21 protein-coding genes are annotated in these 25,868 nt (G+C 68.6%); 8 read left to right on the top strand and 13 right to left on the bottom strand.

Features of this window, described 5'->3' with window-relative positions; translation table 11 throughout:
- Window positions 1-5 precede the first annotated feature (5 nt).
- Complete coding sequence (locus ACGFH6_RS10335) at window positions 6-1,355, bottom strand: extracellular solute-binding protein (RefSeq protein ID WP_393382285.1); 1,350 nt, start codon at window positions 1,353-1,355, stop codon at window positions 6-8.
- A gap of 264 nt (window positions 1,356-1,619) precedes the next feature.
- Here ACGFH6_RS10335 and ACGFH6_RS10330 point away from each other — a divergent pair, with 264 nt between their 5' ends.
- Both ACGFH6_RS10330 and ACGFH6_RS10325 read left to right on the top strand, forming a co-directional pair.
- Complete coding sequence (locus tag ACGFH6_RS10330; protein WP_393382283.1) at window positions 1,620-3,998, top strand: glycoside hydrolase family 3 N-terminal domain-containing protein; 2,379 nt, start codon at window positions 1,620-1,622, stop codon at window positions 3,996-3,998.
- Window positions 3,999-4,002: 4 nt separating this feature from the next.
- Entirely contained in the window at window positions 4,003-5,043 is a 1,041-nt protein-coding gene (locus ACGFH6_RS10325) for a LacI family DNA-binding transcriptional regulator (RefSeq protein WP_393382281.1), read from the top strand.
- A 6-nt stretch (window positions 5,044-5,049) separates the two neighbouring features.
- Here the strand turns inward: ACGFH6_RS10325 and ACGFH6_RS10320 are convergent, their stop codons facing one another.
- Both ACGFH6_RS10320 and ACGFH6_RS10315 read right to left on the bottom strand, forming a co-directional pair.
- Window positions 5,050-5,451: a cupin domain-containing protein gene (locus ACGFH6_RS10320; protein ID WP_393382278.1), complete on the bottom strand. Its 402-nt coding sequence runs from the start codon at window positions 5,449-5,451 to the stop codon at window positions 5,050-5,052.
- A 2-nt stretch (window positions 5,452-5,453) separates the two neighbouring features.
- Window positions 5,454-6,329, bottom strand: coding sequence for a helix-turn-helix transcriptional regulator (locus ACGFH6_RS10315; RefSeq protein WP_393382276.1), 876 nt, complete (start codon window positions 6,327-6,329; stop codon window positions 5,454-5,456).
- A 101-nt stretch (window positions 6,330-6,430) separates the two neighbouring features.
- On the opposite strand from ACGFH6_RS10315, the gene ACGFH6_RS10310 reads away from it, so the two are divergent.
- The 3 genes from ACGFH6_RS10310 to ACGFH6_RS10300 all read left to right on the top strand — a co-directional run bounded on the left by ACGFH6_RS10310 (window position 6,431) and on the right by ACGFH6_RS10300 (window position 11,354).
- The gene (locus ACGFH6_RS10310) at window positions 6,431-7,465 is read left to right on the top strand and encodes a zinc-binding dehydrogenase (RefSeq protein ID WP_393382274.1); all 1,035 of its coding nucleotides are present in this window, start codon (window positions 6,431-6,433) and stop codon (window positions 7,463-7,465) included.
- 171 nt (window positions 7,466-7,636) lie between these two features.
- On the top strand, window positions 7,637-10,030 hold the full coding sequence (locus ACGFH6_RS10305) for a penicillin-binding protein (protein ID WP_393382272.1): 2,394 nt from the start codon (window positions 7,637-7,639) through the stop codon (window positions 10,028-10,030).
- Window positions 10,031-10,097: 67 nt separating this feature from the next.
- A complete protein-coding gene (locus ACGFH6_RS10300) occupies window positions 10,098-11,354 on the top strand; it encodes an aminotransferase class I/II-fold pyridoxal phosphate-dependent enzyme (RefSeq protein WP_393382270.1) in 1,257 nt (418 codons plus the stop codon).
- Between the two features lie 2 nt (window positions 11,355-11,356).
- On the opposite strand, the gene ACGFH6_RS10295 is transcribed toward ACGFH6_RS10300, so the two are convergent.
- On the bottom strand, window positions 11,357-11,869 hold the full coding sequence (locus ACGFH6_RS10295; RefSeq protein ID WP_393382268.1) for a PaaI family thioesterase: 513 nt from the start codon (window positions 11,867-11,869) through the stop codon (window positions 11,357-11,359).
- Window positions 11,870-12,017: 148 nt separating this feature from the next.
- On the opposite strand from ACGFH6_RS10295, the gene ACGFH6_RS10290 reads away from it, so the two are divergent.
- Window positions 12,018-12,674 carry an excalibur calcium-binding domain-containing protein gene (locus ACGFH6_RS10290; protein WP_393382266.1) on the top strand — a complete coding sequence of 219 codons (657 nt, stop codon included), beginning with the start codon at window positions 12,018-12,020 and terminating at the stop codon, window positions 12,672-12,674.
- A gap of 10 nt (window positions 12,675-12,684) precedes the next feature.
- Here the strand turns inward: ACGFH6_RS10290 and ACGFH6_RS10285 are convergent, their stop codons facing one another.
- The 4 genes from ACGFH6_RS10285 to ACGFH6_RS10270 all read right to left on the bottom strand — a co-directional run bounded on the left by ACGFH6_RS10285 (window position 12,685) and on the right by ACGFH6_RS10270 (window position 15,367).
- Window positions 12,685-12,936, bottom strand: a complete 252-nt coding sequence (locus ACGFH6_RS10285; protein WP_393382264.1) for a hypothetical protein — start codon at window positions 12,934-12,936, stop codon at window positions 12,685-12,687.
- 79 nt (window positions 12,937-13,015) lie between these two features.
- Window positions 13,016-13,501, bottom strand: coding sequence for a hypothetical protein (locus tag ACGFH6_RS10280; protein WP_393382262.1), 486 nt, complete (start codon window positions 13,499-13,501; stop codon window positions 13,016-13,018).
- Window positions 13,498-13,923, bottom strand: a complete 426-nt coding sequence (locus tag ACGFH6_RS10275) for a hypothetical protein (protein ID WP_393382260.1) — start codon at window positions 13,921-13,923, stop codon at window positions 13,498-13,500. Before ACGFH6_RS10275 ends, ACGFH6_RS10280 begins: the two co-directional genes overlap by 4 nt.
- 85 nt (window positions 13,924-14,008) lie before the next feature.
- A complete protein-coding gene (locus ACGFH6_RS10270; protein ID WP_393382259.1) occupies window positions 14,009-15,367 on the bottom strand; it encodes an NAD-dependent succinate-semialdehyde dehydrogenase in 1,359 nt (452 codons plus the stop codon).
- A 145-nt stretch (window positions 15,368-15,512) separates the two neighbouring features.
- Here ACGFH6_RS10270 and ACGFH6_RS10265 point away from each other — a divergent pair, with 145 nt between their 5' ends.
- Complete coding sequence (locus ACGFH6_RS10265) at window positions 15,513-17,627, top strand: M6 family metalloprotease domain-containing protein (RefSeq protein WP_393382257.1); 2,115 nt, start codon at window positions 15,513-15,515, stop codon at window positions 17,625-17,627.
- Here the strand turns inward: ACGFH6_RS10265 and ACGFH6_RS10260 are convergent.
- The 5 genes from ACGFH6_RS10260 to ACGFH6_RS10240 are packed head-to-tail and all read right to left on the bottom strand — an operon-like array spanning window position 17,617 to window position 23,567.
- Window positions 17,617-18,240 carry a histone deacetylase gene (locus ACGFH6_RS10260; protein ID WP_393382256.1) on the bottom strand — a complete coding sequence of 208 codons (624 nt, stop codon included), beginning with the start codon at window positions 18,238-18,240 and terminating at the stop codon, window positions 17,617-17,619. The genes ACGFH6_RS10265 and ACGFH6_RS10260 overlap by 11 nt on opposite strands.
- A gap of 8 nt (window positions 18,241-18,248) precedes the next feature.
- On the bottom strand, window positions 18,249-19,841 hold the full coding sequence (locus tag ACGFH6_RS10255; protein ID WP_393382254.1) for a peptide ligase PGM1-related protein: 1,593 nt from the start codon (window positions 19,839-19,841) through the stop codon (window positions 18,249-18,251).
- Window positions 19,838-20,956, bottom strand: coding sequence for an adenylate/guanylate cyclase domain-containing protein (locus ACGFH6_RS10250; protein ID WP_393382252.1), 1,119 nt, complete (start codon window positions 20,954-20,956; stop codon window positions 19,838-19,840). The genes ACGFH6_RS10255 and ACGFH6_RS10250 overlap by 4 nt, the downstream gene beginning before the upstream one ends.
- Window positions 20,953-21,336 carry a response regulator gene (locus tag ACGFH6_RS10245; protein WP_360443575.1) on the bottom strand — a complete coding sequence of 128 codons (384 nt, stop codon included), beginning with the start codon at window positions 21,334-21,336 and terminating at the stop codon, window positions 20,953-20,955. Before ACGFH6_RS10245 ends, ACGFH6_RS10250 begins: the two co-directional genes overlap by 4 nt.
- Complete coding sequence (locus ACGFH6_RS10240; RefSeq protein ID WP_393382249.1) at window positions 21,333-23,567, bottom strand: GAF domain-containing protein; 2,235 nt, start codon at window positions 23,565-23,567, stop codon at window positions 21,333-21,335. The genes ACGFH6_RS10245 and ACGFH6_RS10240 overlap by 4 nt, the downstream gene beginning before the upstream one ends.
- 236 nt (window positions 23,568-23,803) lie before the next feature.
- Between ACGFH6_RS10240 and ACGFH6_RS10235 the strand changes: the two genes are divergently transcribed.
- Complete coding sequence (locus tag ACGFH6_RS10235) at window positions 23,804-25,837, top strand: phosphocholine-specific phospholipase C (protein WP_393382247.1); 2,034 nt, start codon at window positions 23,804-23,806, stop codon at window positions 25,835-25,837.
- Window positions 25,838-25,868 lie beyond the last annotated feature (31 nt).

Below are 25,868 nucleotides of genomic sequence, written 5' to 3'. Positions count from 1 at the left end.
CACGGTCACTGGCCGATCACCGCGTTCATGCTGTCGGCGAACTGCTGCGGGGAGATCGACAGCTGGAAGAGCTTGGCGATGTTGTCGAGGAGGGTCTCGGCCTGCGTCGGGCTGAGTGCCTGGTCCCAGGACTGGGCGAAGTTCTTCGCGTTCGCCGCGGTGTCGTAGACGAAGTTCAGCCACGCGGCGTCGTTCTTGTCGGTGATCGAGGAGAGCTTGTCCTTCGCGCTCTTCACGACCGGGATGTTGCCGGACTGCACCCAGGCCTCCACCGTGGCGTCGTCGAGGGTGTTGTTCGCGATGAACTTCTTCGCGTTGTCCTTGTCGGCCTGGCTCGCCTTGGAGGAGATCGACATGTACTGGCCCGGGTTGCCGACGGTGTCGCTCGGGTCGCCCTTGCCGCCGTCGACCGGCGGGAAGTTCATGTAGCCCAGGTGCCCACCGGTGACGAAGTCCTTGCCGGAGGCCTTCATGTTGCCGTAGGTCCAGGCACCGTGCAGCATCATCGCGGCCTTGCCGGTGTAGAGCAGCGCCTGGTCGGCGTTGGAGTCGGCGGTGATGGACGAGAAGCCCTTGATGAAGCCGTTCGCCTTGATCAGCTTCTGCATCTCGTCGAGTGCCTTGAGTGCGGACGGGTCGGACCAGCCGTCCTTCTTGCCGTCGTAGATGTTCTGGAAGACCTCGCTGCCGCCGATCCGGTCGAAGAGGAACTCCAGCCACATCATGCTGGTCCAGCGCGACTGGCCGCCGAGTGAGAACGGCGCGATGCCCTTGTCGTTGAACTTCGGCACCAGGTCCATGATGTCGCCCCACGACTGCGGCGGTTCGGCGCCGATCTTCTCGAACGAGCGCTTGTCGTAGAACATCACGATCGGCGTCACGGTCTCACCAGGCACCGCGTAGAGCTTGCCGTTGACCGTCGCCGCGGTGAAGGCGGACGGGAAGATCGAGTTCTTCAGGTCGGCCTGGTCGTTGTTGAACCAGTCGGTCAGGTCCTCGACCTGGCCGGCTTCGACGTAGGCCTTCAGGCCGCCGCCGCCCCAGCCCCAGATCAGCGTCGGGCCCTGGCCGGCGCCGATCGCGGTCTTGATCTTCGCCTTGAAGGCGTCGTTCTGGAACTTGGTGGTCTTGATCTGGCTGCCCGAGTTCGCGTCGTTGAACCGCTTGACCTGCGCGTCCCGGATGGCCTCCTGCGGCTGGCCGGTGAGGTACCAGTAGGTCGTGCCGGTGCCGGCGGCCGCGCCGCCGGTCGAACCGGGTGTCGTCTTCGGGCCGGAGCTACCGCAGGCCGCGAGGCCGGCCGCCAGTGCGCCCCCGCCGACCAGGCCGAGGAAGGTACGCCGAGATGTCGCCATGGGATCCACTGTGATCTCCGTACTCCATGCTGCTCCGCCGGTCGCGGAAGCACCGGACAATTAAAAGATGTTTCGTAACGTAGATTTCGGAGATGTCGCTGTCAAGACTTGAACTACCGGCTCTTTGCGGTCACAGTGAGGTCACGGAATCGCCTGGTCACACAGGCGATTCCCAGACTTTGTGACGACGGCGGCGATCGCTGAAAGTATCGAAACTTTTTCGATACTTTGTCACTACCAAGGCGCCGATTTAGGGAGAATTTCTTGTCCAGCTCGAGCGACCAGCCGTGGCGGGACCCGGCACTGCCGGCCGACAAGCGGGTCGAACTGCTCCTGCAGGCGATGACGCTGCGGGAGAAGATCGCACAGCTCGGCAGCCGCTGGGCGGGCAACGACATGGCCGACGCCGAGCTGCCCGCGGACGAGACCATCAACGTCGCGCCGATGGAGGACGTCTTCGCCGCCGGCGCCGCGCCGTCGCTGGCCGAGGCGAGCCGGGACGGCCTCGGTCACCTGACCCGGGTCTGGGGCAGCGTCCCTCGAACGACCGAGCAGGGCGTGGCCGAACTCATCCGGCAGCACGAGGTCGTGCTCGAGAGCTCCCGGCTCGGGATCCCCGCGCTCGTGCATGAGGAGTGCCTGACCGGATTCACGACGTACGGCGCGACCGTCTACCCGGCCTCGATCGCGTGGGGTGCGACGTTCGATCCGGAGTTGGTCGAGCGGATGGCAGCCGCGATCGGCCGCGACATGGCCGCGGTCGGCGTTCATCAAGGGTTGTCGCCGGTGCTGGACGTCGTCCGCGACTATCGGTGGGGGCGGGTCGAGGAGACGATCGGCGAGGATCCGTACCTGGTCGCGATGCTCGGCTCGGCGTACGTCCGTGGGCTGCAGAGCGCGGGCGTGCTGGCGACGCTGAAGCACTTCGCCGGGTACTCCGCGTCCCGGGCCGGCCGCAACCACGGGCCCGTGTCGATGGGACGACGGGAGTTGCTCGACATCATCCTGCCGACGTTCGAGACCGCGATCGCGACGGCCGGCGCCGGATCGGTGATGAGCTCGTACTCCGACATCGACGGGTTGCCGGCCAGCGCCGACTCCTGGCTGTTCACCGACGTCCTCCGCAACGAATGGGGCTTCGGCGGCACAGTGGTCTCGGACTACTGGGCCGTGCCGTTCCTCGCGTCGATGCATCGGGTCGCCGCCGACAATGCCGGCGCGGGCGTGGTCGCGCTCACGGCCGGCACCGATGTCGAACTGCCGGACACCATCGGCTTCGCCGGCCTGCTGGACAAGGTGGAATCGGGCGAACTGTCGGAGGAACTGGTCGATCGCGCGGCCCGGCGGCTGCTGTTGCAGAAGGCCCGGCTCGGTCTGCTCGATCCCGACTGGACCCCGGAGGGCTCGGTCGGCGATGCGGCGATCGACCTCAACTCGGCCGAGAACCGGGCCATCGCGCGGCAGCTCGCTGAGCGCTCGGTCATCCTGCTCGACGCGGGATCGGCGTTGCCGCTGTCAACGGACCTGCGCCGGGTCGCGGTGGTCGGGCCGTGCGCCGGCGATCCGCGGACCCTGATGGGTTGCTACGCCTTCCCCAACCACGTCCTGCCGCGGTACCCCGACCGCGGCCTCGGCGTCGAGGTGCTCACGCCCATCGATGCCCTGCACAACGAACTCCCGGAGGTCGAATTCCTGGCTGCCAAGGGATGTGACGTCATGGGAGACGACCGCTCCGGGTTTGAGGCCGCCGTCGCCGCCGCGCGCGACGCCGATCTCTGCATCGCGTACGTCGGTGATCTCTCCGGACTGTTCGGCCACGGCACGTCCGGCGAAGGCTGCGACGCCGAGGATCTGCGCTTGCCCGGCGTCCAGGGCGAGTTGCTCGACCAGTTGCTTGCCACCGGCAAGCCTGTCGTCGTCGTGGTGGTTTCCGGGCGTCCCTATGCGCTGGGTGACATCGCGGACCGGGTCGCCGGACTCGTGCAGGCCTTCATCCCCGGCCAGGAGGGTGCCGCCGCGATCGCCGGCGTACTGAGTGGCCGCATCGTGCCGAGTGGCAAGCTTCCGGTGCAGATCCCGCGGCATGTGGGCGGGCAGCCGGGGACCTACCTGCAGCCGGCCTTGGGCAGTGTCGAGAGTGCGGGCATCAGCGGCCTGGAGGCCGCGCCTCTCTTCCCCTTCGGGTACGGAGCGTCGTACACGACGTTCGAGGTCGGTGACCTGCGGCTGAGCGCGACGGAGATCGGGAACGACGGTGAGTTCACCGCGACTGTGCGGGTCCGCAACACCGGCAACCGGGCCGGTGACGAGGTCGTCCAGCTCTATCTGCACGATGTGGTGGCGCGGATCGCGCGGCCGCTGAAACTGCTGACGGGGTTCGCCCGGGTCTCGCTCGAGCCGGGTGCGGCGGTCGACGTCACCTTCCGTGTGCACGCGGATCGCACGGCGTACACCGGACCGGATCTGCGCCGGATCGTCGAACCCGGCGAGATCGAAGTGATGCTCGGCACGTCGTCGCACGACCTGCCGTGTCGCACTGTCGTCCGGATCACCGGGGATGTGAGGGTAGTGGGTCACGAGCGCATGCTGACCACGCCGGTCGACCGCACCCCGGTCACCGCCGATGCCACGGGAGGAGGGTGATGAGGTGTCACGGCTGAAGGGACGCGTCACCCTGGCCACCGTCGCCGGCACTGCCGGGGTGTCGATCGCCACGGTCTCCAAGGTGCTCAACGGGCGCAGCGACGTCTCGCCGGTGACCCGGGCCCGGGTGCAGGAGATCCTGGAGAAGCACGGGTACGTCGGCCGCCGCCCGGAGACGGTCGAGCGGGACACGGTCGAGTTGTTCTACCAGGGCATCGTCAACGCGTACTCGGTCGAGGTGATCCAGGGCGTCGTCGACGCCGGCCAGGCAGCCGGGGTGGACGTCATCCTGAACGCACATCCGCCGCACCCGCAGACGTCCAGCTCCGGACGGGCGGCCCGGTGGATCCGCGAGGTGATCTCGTCCGGGCGGCGGGCCGCCATCGGGATCACCAGTGAGCTGGCCGACGCCGACCTGGCCGCGCTGTCGCGGGCCCGGCTGCCGCTCGTGGTCGTGGACCCGGCCAACATCCCGCAGCCCGACGTGACCAGCGTCGGCTCGACCAACTTCGCCGGCGGCATGGCGGCGACCCAGCATCTGCTCTCGCTCGGCCACCGGCGGATCGCGTACGTCGGCGGTCCGCCGACGTCCGGCTGCAACCAGGCCAGGATGAGCGGCTTCCGGAGTGCGATGGAGGCGGTCGGTGCCGCGGTGCCGCCCGAGTACATCTGGCTGAGCGACTTCCTGTACGACGACGGCCTGGCCGGAGGAGCGGCGTTGCTGGACCTGCCCGACCGGCCGTCCGCGATCTTCGCCGGCAGCGACGAGGTCGCGCTCGGCGTACTGGAAGCAGCCCGCGCCCGCGGTCTGCGAGTCCCCGAGGATCTGAGCGTGGTCGGCTTCGACGACACCCAGATCGCGCGGCTCGCCTCGCCACCACTGACGACGGTCAAGCAGCCGCTGCGCGACATGGGAGCAGTCGCTCTCCGCACCGCGCTGCAACTCGCCGCCGGCGAGAAGGTTGCCTCACACCACGTCGAGCTGGCCACGACCCTGATCGTCCGAGGCTCCGCCGCCCCCAACCGCATCCGCTCGGTCTCCTGAGTCCGATCAGTCAGGTACGACGTACTCCGCGTCCGTGACGTGCGCGCCCCACTCGGTTTCGGGCTCCCCGGATGCGGTGCCCTCCCAGATCGCGGTGTGGACCATGAAGTCGTCCGGCGCGGCGCCGTGCCAGTGCCACTCCCCCGGCGGCGTGTAGATGACATCGCCGGGCCGGATGACGGTGACCTCTCCACCGCGAGCCTGGACCAGACCGACGCCATCGGTGACGTGCAGCGTCTGACCGGCCGCGTGCCGGTGCCACGCGGTCCGGGCGCAGGGCGCGAACCTGACAGTGTTCACCCGGACCCGGGACGGCTCTTCACCGCGGATGACGACGTCGAACCAGACGTCGCCGGTGAACCACTCGGCCGGGCCTTTGGCGGTCGGTGTCTTCGGGAGGATCCGCACAGCTATTCCTTGTCTTGGGCAACGATTTCGGGCTGGTCCTGGGTGGCGGCCCAGCTGGCCAGCAGCTGGAACGCGTCCGCGGTCGGCGAGCCGGCCGGGGCGGTGTAGACGACCAGCGCCAGCCCGGGGTCGGACGGGAACTCCATCGCCTCGAAGTTGATCTCGAGGTCGCCGACCACCGGGTGGTGCAGCTTCTTCACGCCGGTGCGGTGGAAGCGGACGTTGTGCGCGGCCCACCGGGTCCGGAACGTCTCACTGCGGGTGGACAGTTCGCCGATCAGTTCGGTCAAAGCCTTGTCGTGCGGGTTCTTGCCGGCCTCGGATCGCAGCACCGCGGCGATGTCGTCGGCCGCGCGTTCCCAGTCGACGAAGAACTCCTGTGCGGCCGGGTCGAGGAAGATGAATCGGGCCGTGCTCGCCGGGCGGCGCGGATCGGCGAACATCGGCGCGTAGAGCGCGCGGGCCATCCGGTTCGCCGCCACCACCTCGAACCGCGCGGTGCGGATCCAGGCCGGCGCATCGGTGATCGCGTCCAGGATCTGCTGCAGGGCCGGGCGAACCCCCTTCACCGCCGGGCGGCGCCGTACCGGGGTGGCGTCGGACTCGTGGGCGAGTGCGAACAGGTGCGTACGCTCGGCGTCGTCCAGTTGCAGCGCGCGGCAGAGAGCCTCGAGCACGCTCTCCGAGGCGCCGGACAGGTTTCCCCGCTCCAGCCGGACGTAGTAGTCGACCGAGACGCCCGCCAGCAGGGCGACTTCCTCGCGCCGCAGGCCCTTCACCCGGCGATTGCCGCCGTACACCGGCAGGCCGGCCTGCTCGGGGGTGAGCCGGGCACGGCGGGAGCTGAGGAATTCCTTGATCTCGGCTCGGTGGTCCATGTCGTCAACACTACGGACCGTCGCGATCCCGAGGGAGGCACTGGCGTTACCTGGAACGACAGTGACTCCCCCACCCACCCTCCGTGACCTTCACTGGGACCATGCGAGCGACTTACATGTACAGCGCCGGCGACGTACGGGTGATCGACGTACCGGACCCGGTGATCCAGCAACGAACCGATGCAGTGGTGCGGGTGACCGGCTCCTGTATCTGCGGCAGCGACCTGCACCCGTTCCACAACCTGCCGGCGACACCCGGCGGCAAGTCGATGGGACACGAGTTCGTCGGCGTGGTCGAGGACGTCGGTGCCGACGTGGCGACGCTGCGGAAGGGCGACTTCGTCATCGCACCGTTCGCCTGGTCCGACGGGACGTGCGACTTCTGCCGGGAGGATCTGCAGACGTCGTGCCGGCATGGCGGGTTCTGGAACGCGAACGGCGTCTTTGGCGGTCAGGCAGAGGCGGTCCGGGTTCCGCTCGCGGACGGGACGCTGGTGAAGGTTCCCGCCGGCGAGGATTCCGGTCTCCTGCCGTCGTTGCTCACCTTGTCCGACGTCTACGGCACGGGGTACCACGCTGCTCTGAAGGGCGGCGTCGACGAGCGCACCTCGGTCACGGTCATCGGCGACGGCGCGGTCGGCCTGCTCGCCGTGCTGTCGGCCCGGCAACTAGGTGCCCAGCGCATCATTCTGATGGGACGGCACAAGAAGCGGACCGACCTCGGCGTCGAGTTCGGCGCGACCGAGGTCGTCGCCGAGCGGGGTGAGGAAGGCATCGCCAAGGTTCGTGAACTCACCGGCGGCGACGGCACACACGTCGTCCTCGAGGCCGTCGGCCACATGCCGGCGTACGAGCAGGCTGTTGGTGTCGTTCGCCCCGGCGGCGTGATCAGCCGTGTCGGCGTACCCCAGTACCTCGACGCTGCGGTGGGCTTCCCCAGTCTGTTCGGCCCCAACATCACGTTGACCGGCGGACCGGCTCCCGCCCGCGCCTACATCGAACGCCTGCTGCCCGGCGTCCTGTCCGGAAAGGTCAACCCTGGCAAGGTTTTCGACCGGACCGTCACCTTGGGCCAGGTCCCCGAGGGCTACCGCGCCATGGACAGCCGCGACGCCCTCAAGGTCCTGATCCGGTGACCCGCTCCGGACAGGACGACTAGCCATTGCCTTGACGTCGTCATCGCGGGGGCCGCCGTTGTCGGCCGATAGTGACCAATTCGTCACAGTTGGTGAGATCGTCGGGCAGATGTGTTAATTCCGTGACGAAAATGTCCCGGTGAAGCCCCCGCGCGGCTAATCTGCCGGACCATGCACAGACGCGCGCCGGCCCGCCCCAAGGTCGTCCAGTCAGTGGTTCTCTTCCTGCTGACCAGCGCTCTCGCCGGAGCGCTCGTCGCCGGCCTGGCCCTTCCGCTCGCCGGACTGGCCGGGGTGACCACAGCGAAGGCCCACGACACGGTCCAGTACCTGCCGCAGGACCTCAAGGCGGCGCCGGTTTCCCAGAAGAGCATCATCCAGGCGGCCGACGGCTCGCTCATCGCCACTCTGTACCAGGAGAACCGGGTACCGGTGACGTTGCGGCAGATCAACCCGATGATGCGCAAGGCGATCGTCGCGATCGAGGACGACCGGTTCTACGAGCACGGCGCACTGGACCTGAAGGGCACCCTGCGCGCCCTGCTGCGGAACCAGTCGCAGGGTGCCGTCCAGCAGGGTGGTTCCAGCATCACCCAGCAGTACGTGAAGATGAACCTGGTCGAGAAGGCGAAGACACCGGACGAGGCCGCGGCCGCCACGGCCGACACCTACGAACGCAAGGTCGCCGAGCTCCGTTATGCGATCGCCGTCGAGAAGGAGTACTCCAAGGACCAGATCCTGGAGAAGTACCTCAACCTCGCGAACTTCGGTGATGGTGCCTGGGGCATCGAAGCGGCCGCCTTGCACTACTTCTCGGTGCACGCGTCCCAGCTGACGCTGCCGCAGGCCGCCATGCTCGCCGGTCTGGTGAAGAACCCGACCGGGTACGACCCGACGAACAACATGAAGCGGGCCAAGGACCGCCGCGACGTGGTGATCCGGCGGATGCAGGAACTGAACATCGTCACCGCCGCGCAGGCCGCGGCCGCACTGAAGACCCCGGTGATCGATCCGAAGAAGGTCCGCAACGTACCGAACGGCTGCGCGAACTCGAAGTACCCGTTCTACTGCGAGTACATCGTCTCCCAGCTGAAGAACAACCCGAGTTTCGGCAAGACCCCGCAGGCCGCGGAGAACTACATCGAGACCGCCGGTCTGGTGATCCGGACGTCGCTGGACCCGAAGATCCAGAAAGCGGCCGAGGACTCGATGAAGAAGCACTCCAAGCCCAGCGACCAGGCGGTGGCCGCGGTCACCATCGTCGAGCCCGGCACCGGCCTGGTGAAGGCGATGGCCCAGAGCAAGCCGTACGGCAACAAGAAGGGCCAGACGTCGTACAACTACAACGTCGAGAAGTCCTATCCCGGCGGGTACGGCGGGTTCCAGAACGGATCGACGATGAAGGCGTTCACGATCGCCGCCGCGATCGAGAAGGGTGTCCCACTCACCTACCGCATCACCTCGCCGCAGCAGATCGACCTGAGCGGCAAGAAGTTCAGCACCTGCAGCGGTACGACGTCCGACCCGGACTACAAGCCGAAGAACTCGACCAAGACGATTCTGGACCCGTCGATGATCGACGCGGCGAAGGCGTCGACGAACACCTACTTCCTGCAGCTGTCCGAGCAGGTCGGTCTGTGCCCGATCGCCACCATCGCGTCCAAGCTCGGCATGCAGGATGCCCAGACGATGAAACCGCTGCAGCAGGTCCCGTCGTTCACGCTCGGGTCCGCCGGTCTGATCACGCCGCTGATGCTGGCCAACGCGTACGCGACCTTCGCCGCCCGCGGCAAGTTCTGCACACCGGTCCTCGTCACCGCGGTCACCACCAGCAAGGGCAAGTCGATCCCGGTCAAGGGCCGCAGCTGCAAGCAGGCGCTCACCCCGCAGGTCGCCGACGGCGTCAACTACGTGCTGAACAAGGTGATGGGCGACGGCGGCACCGGCAGCAAGCTGAAGTTCGGCCGCAGTGACCTGGCCGGCAAGACCGGAACGATCAACGGCAACATCGCCGTCTGGTTCGCCGGCTACTCGTCCAGGCTCGCGGCCGCGTCGGTGGTGGCCGACGCGACGCCGAAGTACACGGACCTGGCCGGGCTGACGCTGAACGGCAAGGAGATCGGGAACGCGTCCGGCTCCGGGACCGCGGGGCCGATCTGGGAGACCGCGCTGCAGGGAGCCTTGAAGGGTCTGCCATCAACCCACTTCGTGCAGCCGGACGACAAGACGATCCGCGGCGACGTGAAGGACCTGCCACAACTCAAGGGCGTCATGCCCCCGATCGCGATCGCCCAGCTGCAGCAGCTGGGCTTCCAGGCCGAGGTCGCGCCGACGCCGGTCGACTCCGACGCACCGGCGGGCACCGTCGCGTACACCAGCCCACGCCAGGAGGACGGCGCACCAGCCGGTGCGAAGATCACGCTGTACCTGTCGAACGGCAGCCAAGCGACGCCGCCGCCGACGACACCAGGACCGCCCGGTACGCCGCCGACGATCCAGCTGCCGCCGGGCTGGCCGACCTGCCCGCCGACGGACCCGCGCTTCCCGAAGTGCCGGCGACGCTGACCCTGCCCACAGTCGCGGTCGGGCGATCACTAGGCTTGGACCATCACCCGACCGTGAAAGGACTCCCGTGAGCGTCGACGAGCTGACCGCCCAGCGTGACCGTGCCCGCCAGGACTACGAAGCGCTGGTGGCCAAAGGGCTGAAGCTGGACCTGACGCGTGGGAAGCCGTCGCCCCGGCAGCTCGATCTCGCCAACGGTGTGCTCGGGCTCGAAGGTGATCCGGTCGGAGCCGACGGCACCGACCTGCGCAACTACGGCGGCCTGAACGGGCTGCCCGAGCTGCGGGCGATCTTCGCGGCGGATCTGCAGGTGCCGGTCGAGCAACTGCTGGCCGCCGGGAACTCCAGCCTCGAGCTGATGCACGACGCCGTGGTGTTCGCGCTGCTCGGCCTGGTGCCGGGCGCCGAGCGCCGGTGGGCCGACCAGCCGGAGATCGCGTTCCTGTGCCCGGTGCCGGGGTACGACCGGCACTTCGGCATCTGCGAGCGGTACGGGATCCGGATGATCCCGGTGCCGATGACGCCGGACGGCCCGGACATGGACGTGGTCGAGCGCCTGGTCGCCGAGGACGCCCGGATCAAGGGCATCTGGTGTGTGCCGAAGTACAGCAACCCCGACGGCTCGGTCTACTCCGACGAGACCGTGCGGCGGCTGGCCGCGATGGAGACCGCGGCGCCGGACTTCCGGGTCTTCTGGGACAACGCGTACGCCGTACACCACCTGACCGACGCACCGGCGGAGATCGCCGACATCCTGGCGCTGTGCGCGGAGAACGGTCACCCGGACCGGGCCTTCGTGTTCGGGTCCAGCTCGAAGATCACCTTCGCCGGCTGCGGCGTCGCATTCTTCGGCTCCTCCCCCGCGAACGTCGAGTGGTGGCTGAGCCACACGGTCAAGCGGAGCATCGGGCCGGACAAGATCAACCAGTTGCGGCACGTCCAGTTCCTCCGCGATGCCGACGGGCTGCACGAGCACATGCGGAACCTGGCCGGCCTGATCCGGCCGAAGTTCGACGCGGTCGACAAGATCCTGGCCGCCGAGCTCGGCGGCACCGGGCTGGCGACGTGGACGAGCCCGGCCGGTGGCTACTTCATCAACCTCGAGGTGCCGGAGGGCTGCGCCCGTGAGGTCGTCGCCAAGGCGAAGGCGGCCGGCATCGCCATCACCCCGGCCGGCGCGACCCACCCGTACGGCGACGACCCGGCCGACCGCACCATCCGGATCGCCCCGACGTACCCGGAACTCCCCGAGGTGGAAGCCGCGATCGCCGGTCTCGCCACCTGCGTCCGCCTGGTCGGCACGGAGAAGCTCCTGGCCGGCTGAGGTCAGGCGGTCGGCAGCTCGAAGATGAGGCAGGTGGAGGTGGCGTGAGCCAGCAGCGCGCCGGCCTCGTCGAACAGCCGTGACTCCGCGACCGCGGTACGGCGGCCGCGGCTGATGATGCCGCCTTCGCAGCGGAGCAGACCGGACTTGGTCGTCACCGGCTTGATGAAACGCGTCATCAGGTCCAGCGAGGTGTAGCCGAACCCGGCCGGCAACGTCGAGTGGACGGTGCAGCCGGCCGCCGTGTCGAGCAGGGTCGCGATGATCCCGCCGTGCACGGTGCCGAGCGGGTTGTAGTGGAATTCCTGCGCCGGCATCAGCACGGTGACCCGGCCTTCCTCTGCCTCCATCCCGGTGGCGCCGACCAGTTGCAGGATCGGCGGCGCCGGGATCTCGCCGTTGCCCATCGCGTGCAGCATCTCGAGCCCGGACGTGGTCCCGATCCGCGCCGCGGTCAGTGCCGGGTCGGTCCACGAGAAGGTCCGGCTGCGAGTCTGCTCCTGCGTCTCTGTCATGGACCGAGCTTCACACGCCGAGCTGGGTCCGTCAACGAGACCTAGCACTCACTACCGTTCAAGCGCATGAAAACAAGGGGTTCCGACCCCGGTACTTGCCTCTGGCGCGGCCCTCGCTAGGCTGCTGGGCGTACTGGGGGAGGTTTGCGTGAGGCAGTTCAACACACCGCCGGAATGGCCCGATCCGCCGACGGCGCGGTGGCGGCCACCGAGACGCTGGAGGCCGAACGAGTCGTGGCCGCCCGCCCCGGCGGGATGGTCCTTCTGGGTAGACGAGCGCGGGCGTCGCGTCCGTGGCCCGTTCGGACGCTACGGCGGTCCGAGCACGGTCAAGCTGGCGGCGATCACCGTGATCCCGCTCGTCCTGATCGGCGCGCTGCTGTTCTACCAGCCGTTCAGCAGGGGCGACACGGTCACCTCGGCGACGGCTCCGGAGCCAACGGTGATCCAGTCCACCTCGGTGGCACCCGCCACCGAGCCGCCGACAGTGCGTCGTACCGAGAAGCCGACCCGGCAGATCGAGCGCACGCCGACGTCGACACCGGCACCGTCGGCCACGCCGCAAGGAACGCCGGTCGTCGAGCCCACCGCCGAGCCGACGGACCCGTCAACGGCCCCAGGGCCGTCAGCGACGCCGATCGTCTCGTCGACGCCGTCGACCTCCGTCGTGAGCGCGGTCCACTACCAGGACTGCGCCGAGGTCCGCGCCGCCGGCAAGGCGCCGCTCCATCGCGGTGACCCCGGCTACTCGCGCGACCTGGACCGCAACGGCGACGGCGTCGCCTGCGACCACGGCAACTCGTGACCCGGCCCGATCACGGCCGGACGACCACCGGCTGGAAGGCGGCCCGCACGCTGGCGCTGGTCGGGGTCACGTACTCCGTGGACGGCACGTAGAGGTCGGAGTCGAAGTACGACGTGAAGTGGAGCGTCCGCGGACACGACGAGCCGTTGATCTGGAGCGTGGTGCGCGCCACCAACCGGCCGGTGCGCAGCTCGTAGGCCTTCAGCGGGATCGCCATCTTGTGGAAGGTCACGTCGGTCGGGAAGGCGCTCGGGTTCTTCACCGGCGTGTACGGGCAGGTGCGAACCGCCGTCCCGTAGGCGGGATCGTCTGCACAGACGATGAGGGAGGCGACGGTCGGGTCAGTCGTCTTCCAGCTGCCCGGCAGCTTCGCCGTGTAGTCCTCCGCGTCGCCGAGGAACAGCGTCCGGTTGACGCCGCGGTGGTACGGCGGCGCGGCGCTGTACCTCCGCACAGGCCACCAGCGCGGCCGGCTCGATCCGCGGGACGACAGCGCTCGAGCGGTCCAGCGCCGTGTGGTTCGGGGTGCGGGTCCGGAGCCAGCCGGCGATCGGGACGTTCGCGCACGGGTCGTTCTTCGGCAGTGCGGCGAGGAACTCGTCGAGGGCGACCCCGACCGTCTGCTCCTGCCCCGGCTCACGCAGTACCGAGTCGAGGATGCGGAACCCGAACGCCAGCTCTTCGGGGTCACCTGACAGCGCGGCACGAAGCTGCTCCCTGCCGGTGCCGATCCGATCGCACGCATTGACGTCGGCCTCGGCACGCGCGGTCTTCGGGCCGTCCACGACGCGGTGGCCGAACCAGTACCGCTGCTCGGCTGTCGTCACGCACCACAGTCGCCGGCCTCGCGCGCCCCGGTCACGCTGCCGTCGATCCGCGACGCGTCGAACCGCAGGAGTCCGACGACCAACAGGATCGGCACCGTCACCCCGAGCGCGATCAGTCGCTTCCGGCGGACCGCCGCCTGCCACGGTTGTGCTCTGGCCAGGAACCACCCGTGGACGGTGACGAGCACCCACAGGCCGGCGATGGCGAGCTCGCACCACAGCTCTCGCAGAACCACCGCGAGTACGACGAGCGTCGCGGTGACCAGCCAGTTCGCGACCGCCGTCTTCCACCGCCGCATCATCAGGTAGCCGAGGCCGAGGAGGGAAGCGTTGCCCAAGGCAACGGCCAGCGGGTCGTGCGCCACCGGGCGCGGCCCCGGGTAAGGGCCGGTGCCCGGTGCGGGCGGCGGCAGGAAGCTCATGCTGAATCACTTTCCGTCACAGATCGTCACTCAGAGCATGAGGTGTTCTGCCGGCCGCCGCCGCGGCCTGTCCGGTTCCTGCCAGCTACAGGCGAATGGACTTCTTGTTCATGAACTCCTCGATGCCGGCCGGCCCGAGTTCGCGGCCCATGCCGGAGCGCTTGATGCCTCCGAACGGGAGGTCGGCCTGGGAACCGCCGGCCCGGTTCAGGTAGACCATGCCCGCCTCGATCTGTTCGGCGACGCGCCGGGAGCGCTCGTCGTCGGTGCCCCAGACCGATGCGCCGAGACCGAACGGCGTGTCGTTCGCGAGGGCGATCGCCTCGGCCTCGGTCTCGGCCTTGAACACGATCACCACCGGCCCGAAGATCTCCTCGTAGTACGCGTCCATCTCCGGCGTGACGTCGGTCAGCACGGTCGCCTCGAGGAACGCGCCCGGGGTGATCCGCCGGCCACCGGTGCGCAGGGTCGCGCCCTGCTCGACCGCCTTCGCCACCTGGCCCGCGACCTCGTCCGCGGCCGCGTCGGAGGCGAGCGGCGGCAGCTTCGTCTCCGGGTCGCCGGGATCGCCGGGGACGTAGTACTCGGCGACGCGCTTGGTCAGGCGGTCGACGTACTCGTCGTAGATGTCGGCGAGCACGATCATCCGCTTCGGCGCGTTGCAGGACTGGCCGCAGTTCCGCATCCGGGCTGTGGCGGTCGCGTTGACGGTTTCGTCCATGTCCGCGGTGTCGAGCACGATCAGCGGGTCGGACCCGCCGAGCTCGAGCACGGTCTTCTTCAGGTTCTTCCCGGCTTCGGCGGCGACCGAGACACCGGCCTGCTCGCTGCCGGTCAGCGAGACGCCTACGATCCGCGGGTCGGCCAGGATCGCCGGGATCTGCCGGCTGGACGCGAACGTGTTCACGTACACGTCGTCCGGTACGCCGGCCGCCCGCAGGATCTCCTCGATCGCGCGGCCCGAGCGCGGGCAGATCGACGCGTGCTTGAGCAGGATGGTGTTGCCGAGCACGAGGTTCGGCGCGACGAACCGGGCCACCTGGTAGCACGGGAAGTTCCACGGCATGATCCCGAGCAGCGCGCCGATCGGGCCCTTCGTGATGACGGCCCGCCCGCCCTTGATGTCCAGCGGTTCGTCGGCCAGCAACGCCGGTCCGTTCTCGGCGTAGTACCGGAAGATGTCGACCACGATGCCGACCTCGCCGCGGCCCTCGTTGATCCGCTTGCCCATCTCCTGCGTCATGATCGCGGCCAGCTCGTCGGCACGCTGTTCGAACAGGTCCGCGGCGCGTGCCACGATCGCGGCCCGCTCCTCGACGGTCCGGCGCCGCCACCCCGGATAGCCGGAGTGCACCCGCCCGATCGACTCCCGCACCTCCTCGTCCGTCGAGTTCGCGACTTCCTCGATCAGCACACCCGTGGCCGGGTCGGTGACTGAATACATGGGTCCTCCATCCAAAGACGACGCAAGCGCCCAGGCTAACCACTTCACTCCATACTGTATACAGTGGTCTCACCTGTTGTCGTCAGGGGTGTCGCCGAGGCATGCTCATCGCTGTCCCGCCCACTCGTTGATCGGATGCCCGCCCGTGTCTGAGCTACGGAAATACCGTCTTGTCGTTGTGCGGCTGGTCGCCGTACTCGCTGCTGTCTCGGTGCCGAGTCTCGCGCTCGCCGCGCCGAACGCCACCGCTCCCCCGGATCCCGCGAACGCCTGGCAGTACCCGCACTGGCCACAGCAGCAACCGTGGCAGGAGTCGGGCACGGCCGGGCCGGAACAGCGGATCGCCACCACGGCGAAGGACGGCCTCCCCGCGCCGATCGATCCGCAGAACTGGGAGAACCCCGACCACATGACCTGGAACGACTACCGCAAGCCGCCCGGGACGAACTGGGCCGACCCCTCGGTCCCGGGCTCGGTGCGGACGTTCAAGGGTGCGCTGGTGCTGGTCGACTACCCGAACCAGGACTTCGTCATCACCAAGCCGAAGGGCTCCACGCCGTTCGGCAACCCGAGCGCCGAGGCGAACGGCGTACCGCGGGACCAGGTCGCGCAGTTCTACAAGAACTTCCTCAACACCCCCAGCGCGCTGAACCGCGGACACACCCTGCACGAGTACTGGATGGAGGACTCCGGCGGCCGGTACGGCGTCGACCTGACCGCGTTCGGTCCGTACCGCATGCCGGGCAAGTCGCACGAGTACGCGATGGAGTTCCAGGGCGACTCGGCCTGCCCAGCCGGTGACGACTGCACCAAGGACATCCGTGCCGACGGCCGCGCCGCCTGGATCGCCGACCAGGGGACCGAGGTCCCGGCCGGGTTCGACTTCGTCTTCTTCCTCAGCGCCGGGCAGGACGAATCGTCCACCTGGCAGGAGTTCGGGATGATGAAGTTCCCGAACAAGGAGGACGTCACCGACGACTTCGGCCCGCCCGACCCGGCGCTGCCGAACTGGTCGGACACCCGGTACGTCGACTGGACCTCGTGGGCTGCCGGCGCGTCGATCTGGCCGAACGCCGGCGGCGGTTCGTCGACCCAGGCCGAGAGCTCCGGGATGGCGGTCTTCGCGCACGAGTTCAGCCACATCCTCGGGATCGGCGACAACTACAACAATCCGTACGGCGTACCACCGAGACGCGCGTACACCGGGATCTGGGAGATGCTCAGCCGCGGCAGCTTCAACGGTCCCGGCGGGCCACACAGCCGGTGGATGATCCCGGCCACCGGTGGCGCCTCGATGGGCGCGCAACACATGCTGCGCAACAAGATGAAGCTGCAGATGGTCGACGAGCAGAACGTGCTCCGGCTGTCCCGCGAAGCCCTCGCCTCGTCCGGTGTGGTGATCGCCGACGTCACCGCACGGTCGGTCGAACCGGGAGCGAAGGGCCTGTCCGGGGTCAACATCGAGCTCGGCGGCGCGGGCGACCTGGCACCGCCCTGCGACGTCAACACCGACGCGTTGTGTGACGGCCGCGGCTACCAGAACTACACGGTCGAGGTGGTCGACCGGATGGGCACCGACTCGTTCACGCCCGACTCCGGGGTCCTGCTGGCCAAGACCAAGAACCAGGACCGGGCGCCGTTCGAGTGGGTCGTCGACGCGAACCCGCAGGACATCAAGATGACCGACTACGTGCTGCCCGACGGCACCGAGGTACCGATCACCATCGGCGACTACCGTCAGCTGTCCGACGCCCTGTTCCACGCGGGCACGAGCTCCGGCAGCGAGTACGAGTACACCGACACCGCCAACCGGCTGCACTTCTACATCACCAACATCCACCGCAACAGCCAAGGCGTCCTGTCCTACACGGTCGCGATCCGCTCGCTCGACGGCGCCGGCCCGCAGAAGCGCGGTGTCCGGGTCCTGCCCACGGTGGCCAAGCCGGGCCAGGGCGGTGTCCAGACCTGCAACTTCTCCCTCACCAACACCGGCAAGGCCGGCACCGGAGCACAGCACCCCGAGGACGTCACGCCGTACCTCAAGGGCGATGTGTACCGCGTGTCCGCGAAGGTCGACGGCAAGAACTGGAACGTCCAGCTCCCCAACGCCCTGGCCACCGCCAACGCCGGCCAGCACGTGAACGTCCCGGTCTATGCGAAGGCCGGCACCTCTCCACTCGCCAAGATCACTCTCACCGCCACCTCCGAGAGCGACCCCACCAAGAAGTCCACCGCCACCTGCGTCGCGATCAAGCGGTAAACAGGTCGGTCAGTGCGCCGGGCGTCCACGACAGTTGGACGCCCGGCGCGGCGTACAGGTAGTCGACGATCCGCGGTGTGGTCCAGCCGTGGGATTCGGTCAGGCCGGTGGCTATCCAGCGGAGGTACGGCGCTGTGGGGGCGCCCGGGTCCAGGTCGGACGCGTTTCCGTGGGTGACGGTGAACATCGGGAGGCCGTCGCGTTCGCCGAGGCGGGCGACGGTTTCGTAGCGGCCCGGACCCATGGTGTGGAGGGACTCGACGTTGGCCAGGAGGCCGGCGAGGTCGCGGGCGAAGGGACCGCCCGGCTCGCGACGCATCTCCTGCGCGGCGACGTCGCCGAGCTGGTCCGGGGTCAGCAGGTACGCACGTCCGGCGACGCGGCCGGGCCCGACCGGATCGTAGAAGGCGGACCCGCCGCCCCAGACCTTGGACGCCCCGGCGAAGAGCAGACGCCCGGGTACGTCGACCCCCGCGATCTGCTCGGGATCGCTGTGATCCCGGCAGCCCGGATACACTCGCGCGCCGCCGGCCGGGCGGCCGCCGGCCAGGTAGCAGCGGAAGCGGTCGAGGGCGAGGTTGGAACCGTAGGCGACGTACCAGACTCGCTCCATCGAACCTCTCAGATCGGGAGGGAACGCTCCACGAAGGCCTGCTCGGCCTCCGCCAGCACGATGCGGGAAGCATCACGGTACCGGCGATCCGCCTCGGCCGGAGTGTCGCCCACAGCGGTCAGCCCGAGCCGGCCCTTCTCGGTCAGGCAGCTGATCATGTGGAACACCACGCCGACCTGCCGGGCTTGGTCGAAGTGCAGCCCGTGCCGCGCGACGATGTCGAACAGGTCCGCGGGCATCAGGCCCTTCAGCAGTTCCGACTCCAGGTGATCGGTCGCGACCAGATGCTTCTCCTGGCCGCTCGACGTCAGGAACAGTGCCGTCCGCGGGTCGTAGCGCCCGTCGGTCAGGAACTGCAGCGTGAGGAACGGATGCGTCGTCCCGCCCTTGCGCAGGTTCAGTTCGATCGCGTACGGCGTCCAGCCACCGAGCTCGTCCTTGACCACGACGAAGTCGATCGCGAACCGCCCGAGCGCCCCTTCGCTCGCGAGCCGCCGCCCGATCGTCGCGGCGTGCTCGGAGATGATCCGCGCGTACTGCGGTGCTGCCGGGAAGATGCATCCCAGGTAGCTCTGACCGCTCGCACCGCCGAGCAGCTGGTCGTGGGTCGACAACAATTCGACGGCTCCTCCGGGCACGACTCGCAGTTGGACACTCGGACTCTGCAGCTCCGTACCGACGATCCGTTCCTCGACGATCCCGCCGTTCTCGGCGAACTTGGCGACGTACGTCTCGAACGCCAATTTCTGCGACTCCAGCTCCATCGCCCGCAGCCGTTCCAGCACCTCGTCGCGCTCCCCCGCCGACCCAGGCGCGGGCAACCCCTTCAGCCGCACGACCGCGTTGCCCTCGCCGGACACGCCTTCGTTGAGTTTCACGATCGCGCTGTCCATCGTGGGCCGTTCGGCCCGCATCGCGAGAAGTGCGTCGGCGATGTCGTCCAGGGTGCGCAGGTTCTCCGCCCCGAGCGGATGCGGTACGCCGATCTCGGCGAACAACCGGCGGCACCCGGATTTCGAACCCAGTGGAGCCAGCCGCGGATCGGCGGCGTACATCGGAATGCCGAGGCTGATCGCGACGTCGCGCTCGAGCTCGGTGGTGTTGTAGGGAATCAGGTGCGAACGCAACGGATTGGGGATCAGATCGGCGATCCGCTGGAGCAACCGCGGACGGGCCAGCAGCTTCTCGCTGAGCGAGATCGGCGTGGCGTCGTTCACCGCGATCAGCGACAGCCGGGCCCGCGCATGACTCGGGATCACGCCGGGCAGCAGGGCCAGGTAGTACTCGATGATCTCGGGCGTGATCGGTACCGAGGTCACGTAGATCATCCGCAGCCGCGGCTCCCGCAACAGGATCAGCAGGAACAGGAACCGTTCCTCGTAGGCCTGCATCATCGTCCCGGTCCCGGCCGACTCGGTCCGGTCCAGCGTCAGCGACGGTACGACGACCACCGACTCGTCGTCGTGGTTGAGCCGCATCGCCGCCCACACCTCGGCCATCCGCGACTGCAACTGGTCGAAGTACTGGTACCGCTCGTCCCCGGTCATGGTGGACAGGCCACGAGCCGCCTCACCCGGAGCGGTCCACAGGTCGCCGGTCATGACGCGACCTTGGAGTTGTCGAGACCGCGAATGCTGTACGCGTGCACGGTCCGGCTGAAACCGCGGACCTCCCGCAGCCCGGCATCCTCGCCGATGACCGCGTTGCCGGCGGCGCTGTAGACCCGTTCGGTGGCGAGGATCTGCCATGCCTCGGCGTCCGCGCACAGACGGGCGGCCAGGTTGGTCACGCTGCCGATCGCGGCGTAGTCCAGTCGTCCGTCGAACCCGATCGTGCCGAGCGTCGCGTAGCCCTGGGCGATCCCGATGCCGAGCCCGAGGTCGTGCCCGCGGCGGCTCCACGCCTCGGCCAGTCCACGGACCCTGGTACGCATCGCGACGCTCATCCGCAGAGCCCGCAGCGGTCCGTCCTCGCAGCGCACCGGGTCGTTGAAGAACACCATCAAGCCGTCACCCGCGAACCGTTCCAGCGTCCCCTCGAACCGGAAGATCAGGTCACCGAGCGCGTGGTGGTACTCCTCCAGCACGCCCATCACCTCCTCCGGCTCGCTCGCCTCGGCGAACGTGGTGAAGCCGCGCAGGTCGCAGAAGACCACGACGATCTCGCGCCGGTGGCTGGCCAGGAACGACTCGTCGCCGGAGTCCACGATCAGCTCGGCCAACTGTGGGCTGAGGAAGCGACGCAGCCGGTTCATCCGCTGCAGTTGCGAGACCTGGCTCTCGACCCGCGACTCCAGTTCCTGGTTCCACGCAGACAACTCGGACGCCTGGCGCTTGATCGTGTCCTGATAGTCCTTGATCCTCGCCAGCGAAGCGACCCTGGCGAGCAGTTCACTCTGGTTGACCGGCTTGGTCAGGAAGTCGTCGGCGCCTGCCTCGAGCGCCTTCACCTTCTGCTCGTCGCCGCTGGCCGTGACCATCACCACCGGCAGGTACGCCGTGTCCACCTGGTCGCGGATCCGGCGGCAGACCTCGTAGCCGTCGATCCCGGGCATCAGGATGTCGAGCAGCACGAGGTCGACGTCCTCGGCCGCGATCACCTCCAGCGCCTGTTCCCCCGACGACGCGGTGAGGACGTCGTACCCGCGCGGGGTGAGGATCGCCTCCAGCAGTCGAACGTTCGGTGGTTGGTCGTCGACCACGAGCACCTTGGTCATCGTGCACCTCCGAGCTGGAGGAAGTCCCGGACTTGCTGTGGCAGGAGGCGGACGCTGATCGGCTTCTCGACGTACCCCGTGAAGCCCGACGCGAACGCGTGTTCCCGATCGTGGTCCATCGCGAACGCGGTCACCGCGACGACCGGTACGGCGCGGCTGTGTTCGCTCGCACGGATCCGGCGCAAGGCCTCGGCACCGTCGATCCCGGGCAGCTGCAGATCCATCAGGATCAGGTCCGGCTGTTCGGACTCGGCCAGCCGGACACCGTCCTCACCAGAGGTCGCCTCGATGACGTCGTAGCCGGAGAACCGCAGCACGTCGCGCAACAGCTTCAGGTTCTTCGGGTTGTCCTCCACCACCAGGATCAGTCCTGGGCTCATCGATCCTCCCCCTCGTCTCCCGCGACGGCTCCCACAGCCCGCAAGGCCTGGAGCAACGCGTCCCGGCTCACCGGCTTGACCAGATAGGCGGCGGCACCGAGCTTCGTGCCTCGGGCCCGTTCGTCGACAATCGACACGATGATCACCGGGATGTCGCGGGTGTCCGCCTCGGCCTTCAGCGCCTGCAGCACGGCCCAGCCGTCGATCCCCGGCAGCCGGATGTCCAGCAGGACCGCGGCGGGCCGCACCCGGCGGACGGCGTCCAGTCCGGACTGGCCGTCGCCGGCCACCGTCACCCGCAGCGCGGCACCGGACAGGTACGCCGTGATCAGGTCGAGCGACGGACGGTCGTCCTCGATCACGACCACGTCGCCGACGGTCCGGGCCGCGTCCCGCCCCGGCTCGCTCTCCCTGCTCCGCAACGAGAATCCGAACGTGCTGCCGACCCCGACCTCGCTGTCCAGCCACATCCGCCCGCCGAGCAGCTCCACGATCCGGCGCGACAGCGTCAGCCCGAGACCGGTGCCCTCCTCCTGCGACGGGCCGCGGCCGCCCTGCTGGAACGACTCGAAGATCCGCTCCCGGTCCTCCGGCGGTACGCCGCGGCCGGTGTCGGTGACGGCGATGTGGACCTCGGCCCCGGACCGCGTCGCCCGGATCACGACCGCTCCGTCGTCGCCGGTGAACTTCACCGCGTTGGTCGCCAGGTTCAGTACGACCTGCTTCAGCCGGAGCTCGTCGGCGTACACCTGGTCGATGCCCGGACCGACCTCGACGTGCAGGTCGATGCCGTGCGCGGCCGCCCGTTCGCGCAGCATCGCCGCGGTGTTCTCGAGCACGCGGCGCAGCGGGAAGGTCGTGTACTCCAGCTCCATCCGGCCGGCCTCGACCTTGGACAGGTCGAGGATCTCGTTCAGCAGTTCGAGCAGGTGCTTGCCCGAGCCGTGGATGTCGCGCAGGTACTCCTCCTGGCGTTCGTTCAGGTCGCCGAACATGCGCTCCAGCAGGACTTCGGAGAACCCGAGGACGGCGTTCAGCGGCGTACGGAGCTCGTGCGACATGCTGGCGAGGAACTCCGACTTGTGCCGGCTCGCGACCTCGAGCTCCGCGCTGCGCTGCTTCAGCTCGCGGTACAGCTGCGCGTTCAGCAGCGCGAGCGTCGACTGATCCGCAAACATCTCCAGCAGCGTCAGTGTCTCTTCGGCGAACTCGCCCGGCCGCATCCGGCGGACCACCAGCGAACCGACGATCTGTCCCTCGCGCAGCATCGGTACGGCGACCAGCGAGCGCCAGCCGGCGTCGTACAGAACCTCCAGATGTGGGTCGCGCTCGACCGCGCTCAGGTCGGGCACCGCCAGGGGCCGGCCGAGCTTGGCCGCGCGACCGACGAGTGTCTCGTCGAGATGGATGCGGGTATGGCGCAGTCGTTCGATCACGCTCGGAGCGGTCTGGTAGACGCTGCGGACCAGGAAGCACTGGTGGTCCTCGTCGTACTCCATGATCGAGCCGCCGTCGGTCGCGGAGATCCGGACCGCATGCTTGGCGATTGTCGACAACACGTTCGCCACATCGAGACTGGAGTTGACCGCTTCCCCGACCTCGCGCAACGCCTCCAGCTCACCGAGTCTGCGGGTCAGCTCCGCGCCCCGCGCCTCGAGCTGCTGGACGAGCTTGACGCTGTTGACCGCCATCGCAGCCTGTCCGGCGAACGCGGTGACGAGATCCTGCTCGCCCTGGCCGAAGGGGCTGACCTCGTTACGCCAGACACACAACGCTCCGACAACCTGATCGTCGACGAGCATCGGCGCGCCCATCGTGGTCCGGAAGCCGGCCACCCGCTGGAGTTCCTGACGCCCGTACGCCGGATCCGCGAGAACGTCAGGGATCTGCTGGGTGGCGCGATCGAGGCCGACCCGGCCGATCAACGTGCCCCGGTCGACCGGCGTCGGATGCTCGATCAGATAACGGGTCGCCTCGGCCGACAGCCCGACCGCCTTGCTCAACTGGAAGTTCCCGCCTTCGAGCAGGTACAGCTGCGCGGCCTGCGATCGGCACAGGCGGCAGGCGCTCTCGACGATGGTGGTCAGGACGGTGTCCGGGTCACCGGCCGAGCGACCGACAGCGGACAGAACCTCGTTGGCCGCGGCGAACTGGTCGCTCAGTGCGGCGAACTCCTCCTGGAGCCGCGCGAGTCCGTTTTCCCTGGCGCCGAAGAGCGCGCGCCCGCCCATCGCAGCCTCCCCCAATCCCCCAGGCCGCGCTAGTCCAGTCTCCCGCCGATCATCGCGGAGAGCAATCACTGCCCGGTGATCGACCCACTTTTCAATGATCGGAATGGTGTGAACAGCAGCTGCAATGAACAGCAGAGTTCATCTTCCGTCGGTTAATCGTTCAAGCTAGGGTGCCTGCGATGCCGTGCTGGTGCTGAACCCTCCATCCGTCCCCTCCGCCCACAAGGAGAGCAGGCATGCCAGACATCAACCGCCGCAGGTTCCTGCAGCTCGCCGGTGCGTCCGCCGCGTTCGCCGCGATGGCCAACAGCATCGAGCAGGCCGCCGCGATCCCCGCGCACCGCCGGTTCGGAGACATCAAGGACGTCGAGCACATCGTCGTCCTGATGCAGGAGAACCGCTCGTTCGACCACTACTTCGGCACTCTCAAGGGCGTCCGCGGCTTCGGTGATCCGCGGCCGGTGACGCTGCCCAGCGGCAAGCCCGTGTGGCACCAGACCGACGCCGCCGGGAAGGAGATCCTCCCGTTCCGGCCCGAGGCGGACAACCTGGGCCTGCAGTTCATCCAGGACCTCGCGCACAGCTGGTCCGACGCGCACCAGGCGGTGAACAACGGCAAGTACGACCAGTGGATCCCGGCCAAGACCGCGACCACGATGGCCTACCTGACCCGCGAGGACATCCCGTTCCACTACGCGCTCGCCGACAAGTTCACCCTGTGCGACGCGTACCACTGCTCGTTCATGGGCTCGACCGACCCGAACCGGTACTACATGTGGACCGGCTACACCGGGAACGACGGCACCGGCGGCGGCCCGGTCCTCGGGAACGACGAGGCCGGCTACGGCTGGACGACGTACCCGGAACGGCTCGAGCAGGCCGGGGTGTCGTGGAAGATCTACCAGGACATCGGCGACGGGCTCGACGCGGCCGGCGGCTGGGGCTGGATCGACGACGCCTACCGTGGCAACTACGGCGACAACTCGCTGCTGTACTTCGACAACTACCGCAACGCCCAGCCCGGGAACCCCTTGTACGACAAGGCGCGTACGGGCACGAACGCGAAGGCCGGCGAGAGCCTGTTCGCCCGGTTGACGGCTGATGTGAAGGCGGACCGGTTGCCCGAGATCTCCTGGATCGCGGCGCCGGAGGCGTTCACCGAACACCCGAACTGGCCGGCGAACTACGGCGCCTGGTACATCTCCCAGGTCCTCGACGCGCTCACCTCGAACCCGGAGGTCTGGAGCAAGACCGCACTGTTCATCACGTACGACGAGAACGACGGCTTCTTCGACCACGCCGTTCCGCCGTACCCGCCGCTGTCCGCGGCGCAGGGACTGTCGACCGTCGACCCGGCGCCCGACCTGTACACCGGCACGAAGGTCTCGCACGGTGCGTACGGTCTCGGTCAGCGGGTGCCGATGCTGGTCGTGTCGCCGTGGAGCACCGGCGGCTTCACCTGCTCGGAGGTGTTCGACCACACCTCGATCATCCGGTTCATGGAGCGCCGGTTCGGCGTCCACGAGCCGAACATCTCCCCGTGGCGCCGGGACGTCTGCGGTGACCTGACGTCGGCCTTCGATTTCGGTACGACGAGTTCCCGGCCGGCCCAGTTGCCGGACACGTCGGCGTACCAGCCGCCGGACAACGAGCGGCACCCGGACTACGTGCCGACGCCGCCGCCGGTCGGCCGTGTCCCCGCTCAGGAGCGCGGCGCCCGCCGGACCCGGCCGTTGCCCTACGCACCGGTCGTCGACGGATCGGTTGCCGGTGGCAAGTACACGCTGAGCTTCCGGTCCGGTGCCCACGCCGGGGCGCAGTTCCTGATCACGTCGGCGAACCGGACCGACGGGCCGTGGACTTACACGACCGAGGCCGGCAAGAGCATCGCGGACAGCTGGAACACGATCTACTCCAACGGCGTCTACGACCTGACCGTACACGGACCGAACGGCTTCCTGCGCACCTTCCAGGGCAAGCCCGCCACCGGCTTGGAGATCACCGCCCGCGAGAACGCGCGCACCGGCAACGTCGACCTCACGCTGACCAGCGACGCCGCCCGCCGCGTCACCATCACCAATGCGTACGGCGGCAAGCCCAAGCACCTCGACCTCCGCCCGGGCAAGACCACCCACACCATCGACACGACCGAGCACTGGTACGACGTCACCGTCACCACCACGACGGACACGACGTACACCCGCCGCCTCGCCGGCCACGTAGAGACCGGCACCCCAGGCCGCAGCGACCCCGCCATCAAGACCGTCTGAGCAGCTGAAGTGGGAGGGTTCGCGAAGCCCT

Origin of the sequence: Kribbella sp. NPDC049227, from assembly GCF_043197265.1 — a bacterium.
Lineage (GTDB): Bacteria > Actinomycetota > Actinomycetes > Propionibacteriales > Kribbellaceae > Kribbella.
Note: the sequence above shows the minus strand (reverse complement) of the source record. Positions and strands in the feature narration are given on the sequence as shown.

Bases quoted from the DNA above. Each gene is read 5' to 3' on its own strand.
- ACGFH6_RS10335 (WP_393382285.1), bottom strand. From the start codon at position 1,355: ATGGCGACATCTCGGCGTACCTTCCTCGGCCTGGTCGGCGGGGGCGCA.
- ACGFH6_RS10315 (WP_393382276.1), bottom strand. From the start codon at position 6,329: ATGGACCACCGAGCCGAGATCAAGGAATTCCTCAGCTCCCGCCGTGCC.
- ACGFH6_RS10310 (WP_393382274.1), top strand. From the start codon at position 6,431: ATGCGAGCGACTTACATGTACAGCGCCGGCGACGTACGGGTGATCGAC.
- ACGFH6_RS10305 (WP_393382272.1), top strand. From the start codon at position 7,637: ATGCACAGACGCGCGCCGGCCCGCCCCAAGGTCGTCCAGTCAGTGGTT.
- ACGFH6_RS10295 (WP_393382268.1), bottom strand. From the start codon at position 11,869: ATGACAGAGACGCAGGAGCAGACTCGCAGCCGGACCTTCTCGTGGACC.
- ACGFH6_RS10275 (WP_393382260.1), bottom strand. From the start codon at position 13,923: ATGAGCTTCCTGCCGCCGCCCGCACCGGGCACCGGCCCTTACCCGGGG.
- ACGFH6_RS10270 (WP_393382259.1), bottom strand. From the start codon at position 15,367: ATGTATTCAGTCACCGACCCGGCCACGGGTGTGCTGATCGAGGAAGTC.
- ACGFH6_RS10260 (WP_393382256.1), bottom strand. From the start codon at position 18,240: ATGGAGCGAGTCTGGTACGTCGCCTACGGTTCCAACCTCGCCCTCGAC.
- ACGFH6_RS10255 (WP_393382254.1), bottom strand. From the start codon at position 19,841: ATGACCGGCGACCTGTGGACCGCTCCGGGTGAGGCGGCTCGTGGCCTG.
- ACGFH6_RS10250 (WP_393382252.1), bottom strand. From the start codon at position 20,956: ATGACCAAGGTGCTCGTGGTCGACGACCAACCACCGAACGTTCGACTG.
- ACGFH6_RS10245 (WP_360443575.1), bottom strand. From the start codon at position 21,336: ATGAGCCCAGGACTGATCCTGGTGGTGGAGGACAACCCGAAGAACCTG.
- ACGFH6_RS10240 (WP_393382249.1), bottom strand. From the start codon at position 23,567: ATGGGCGGGCGCGCGCTCTTCGGCGCCAGGGAAAACGGACTCGCGCGG.
- ACGFH6_RS10235 (WP_393382247.1), top strand. From the start codon at position 23,804: ATGCCAGACATCAACCGCCGCAGGTTCCTGCAGCTCGCCGGTGCGTCC.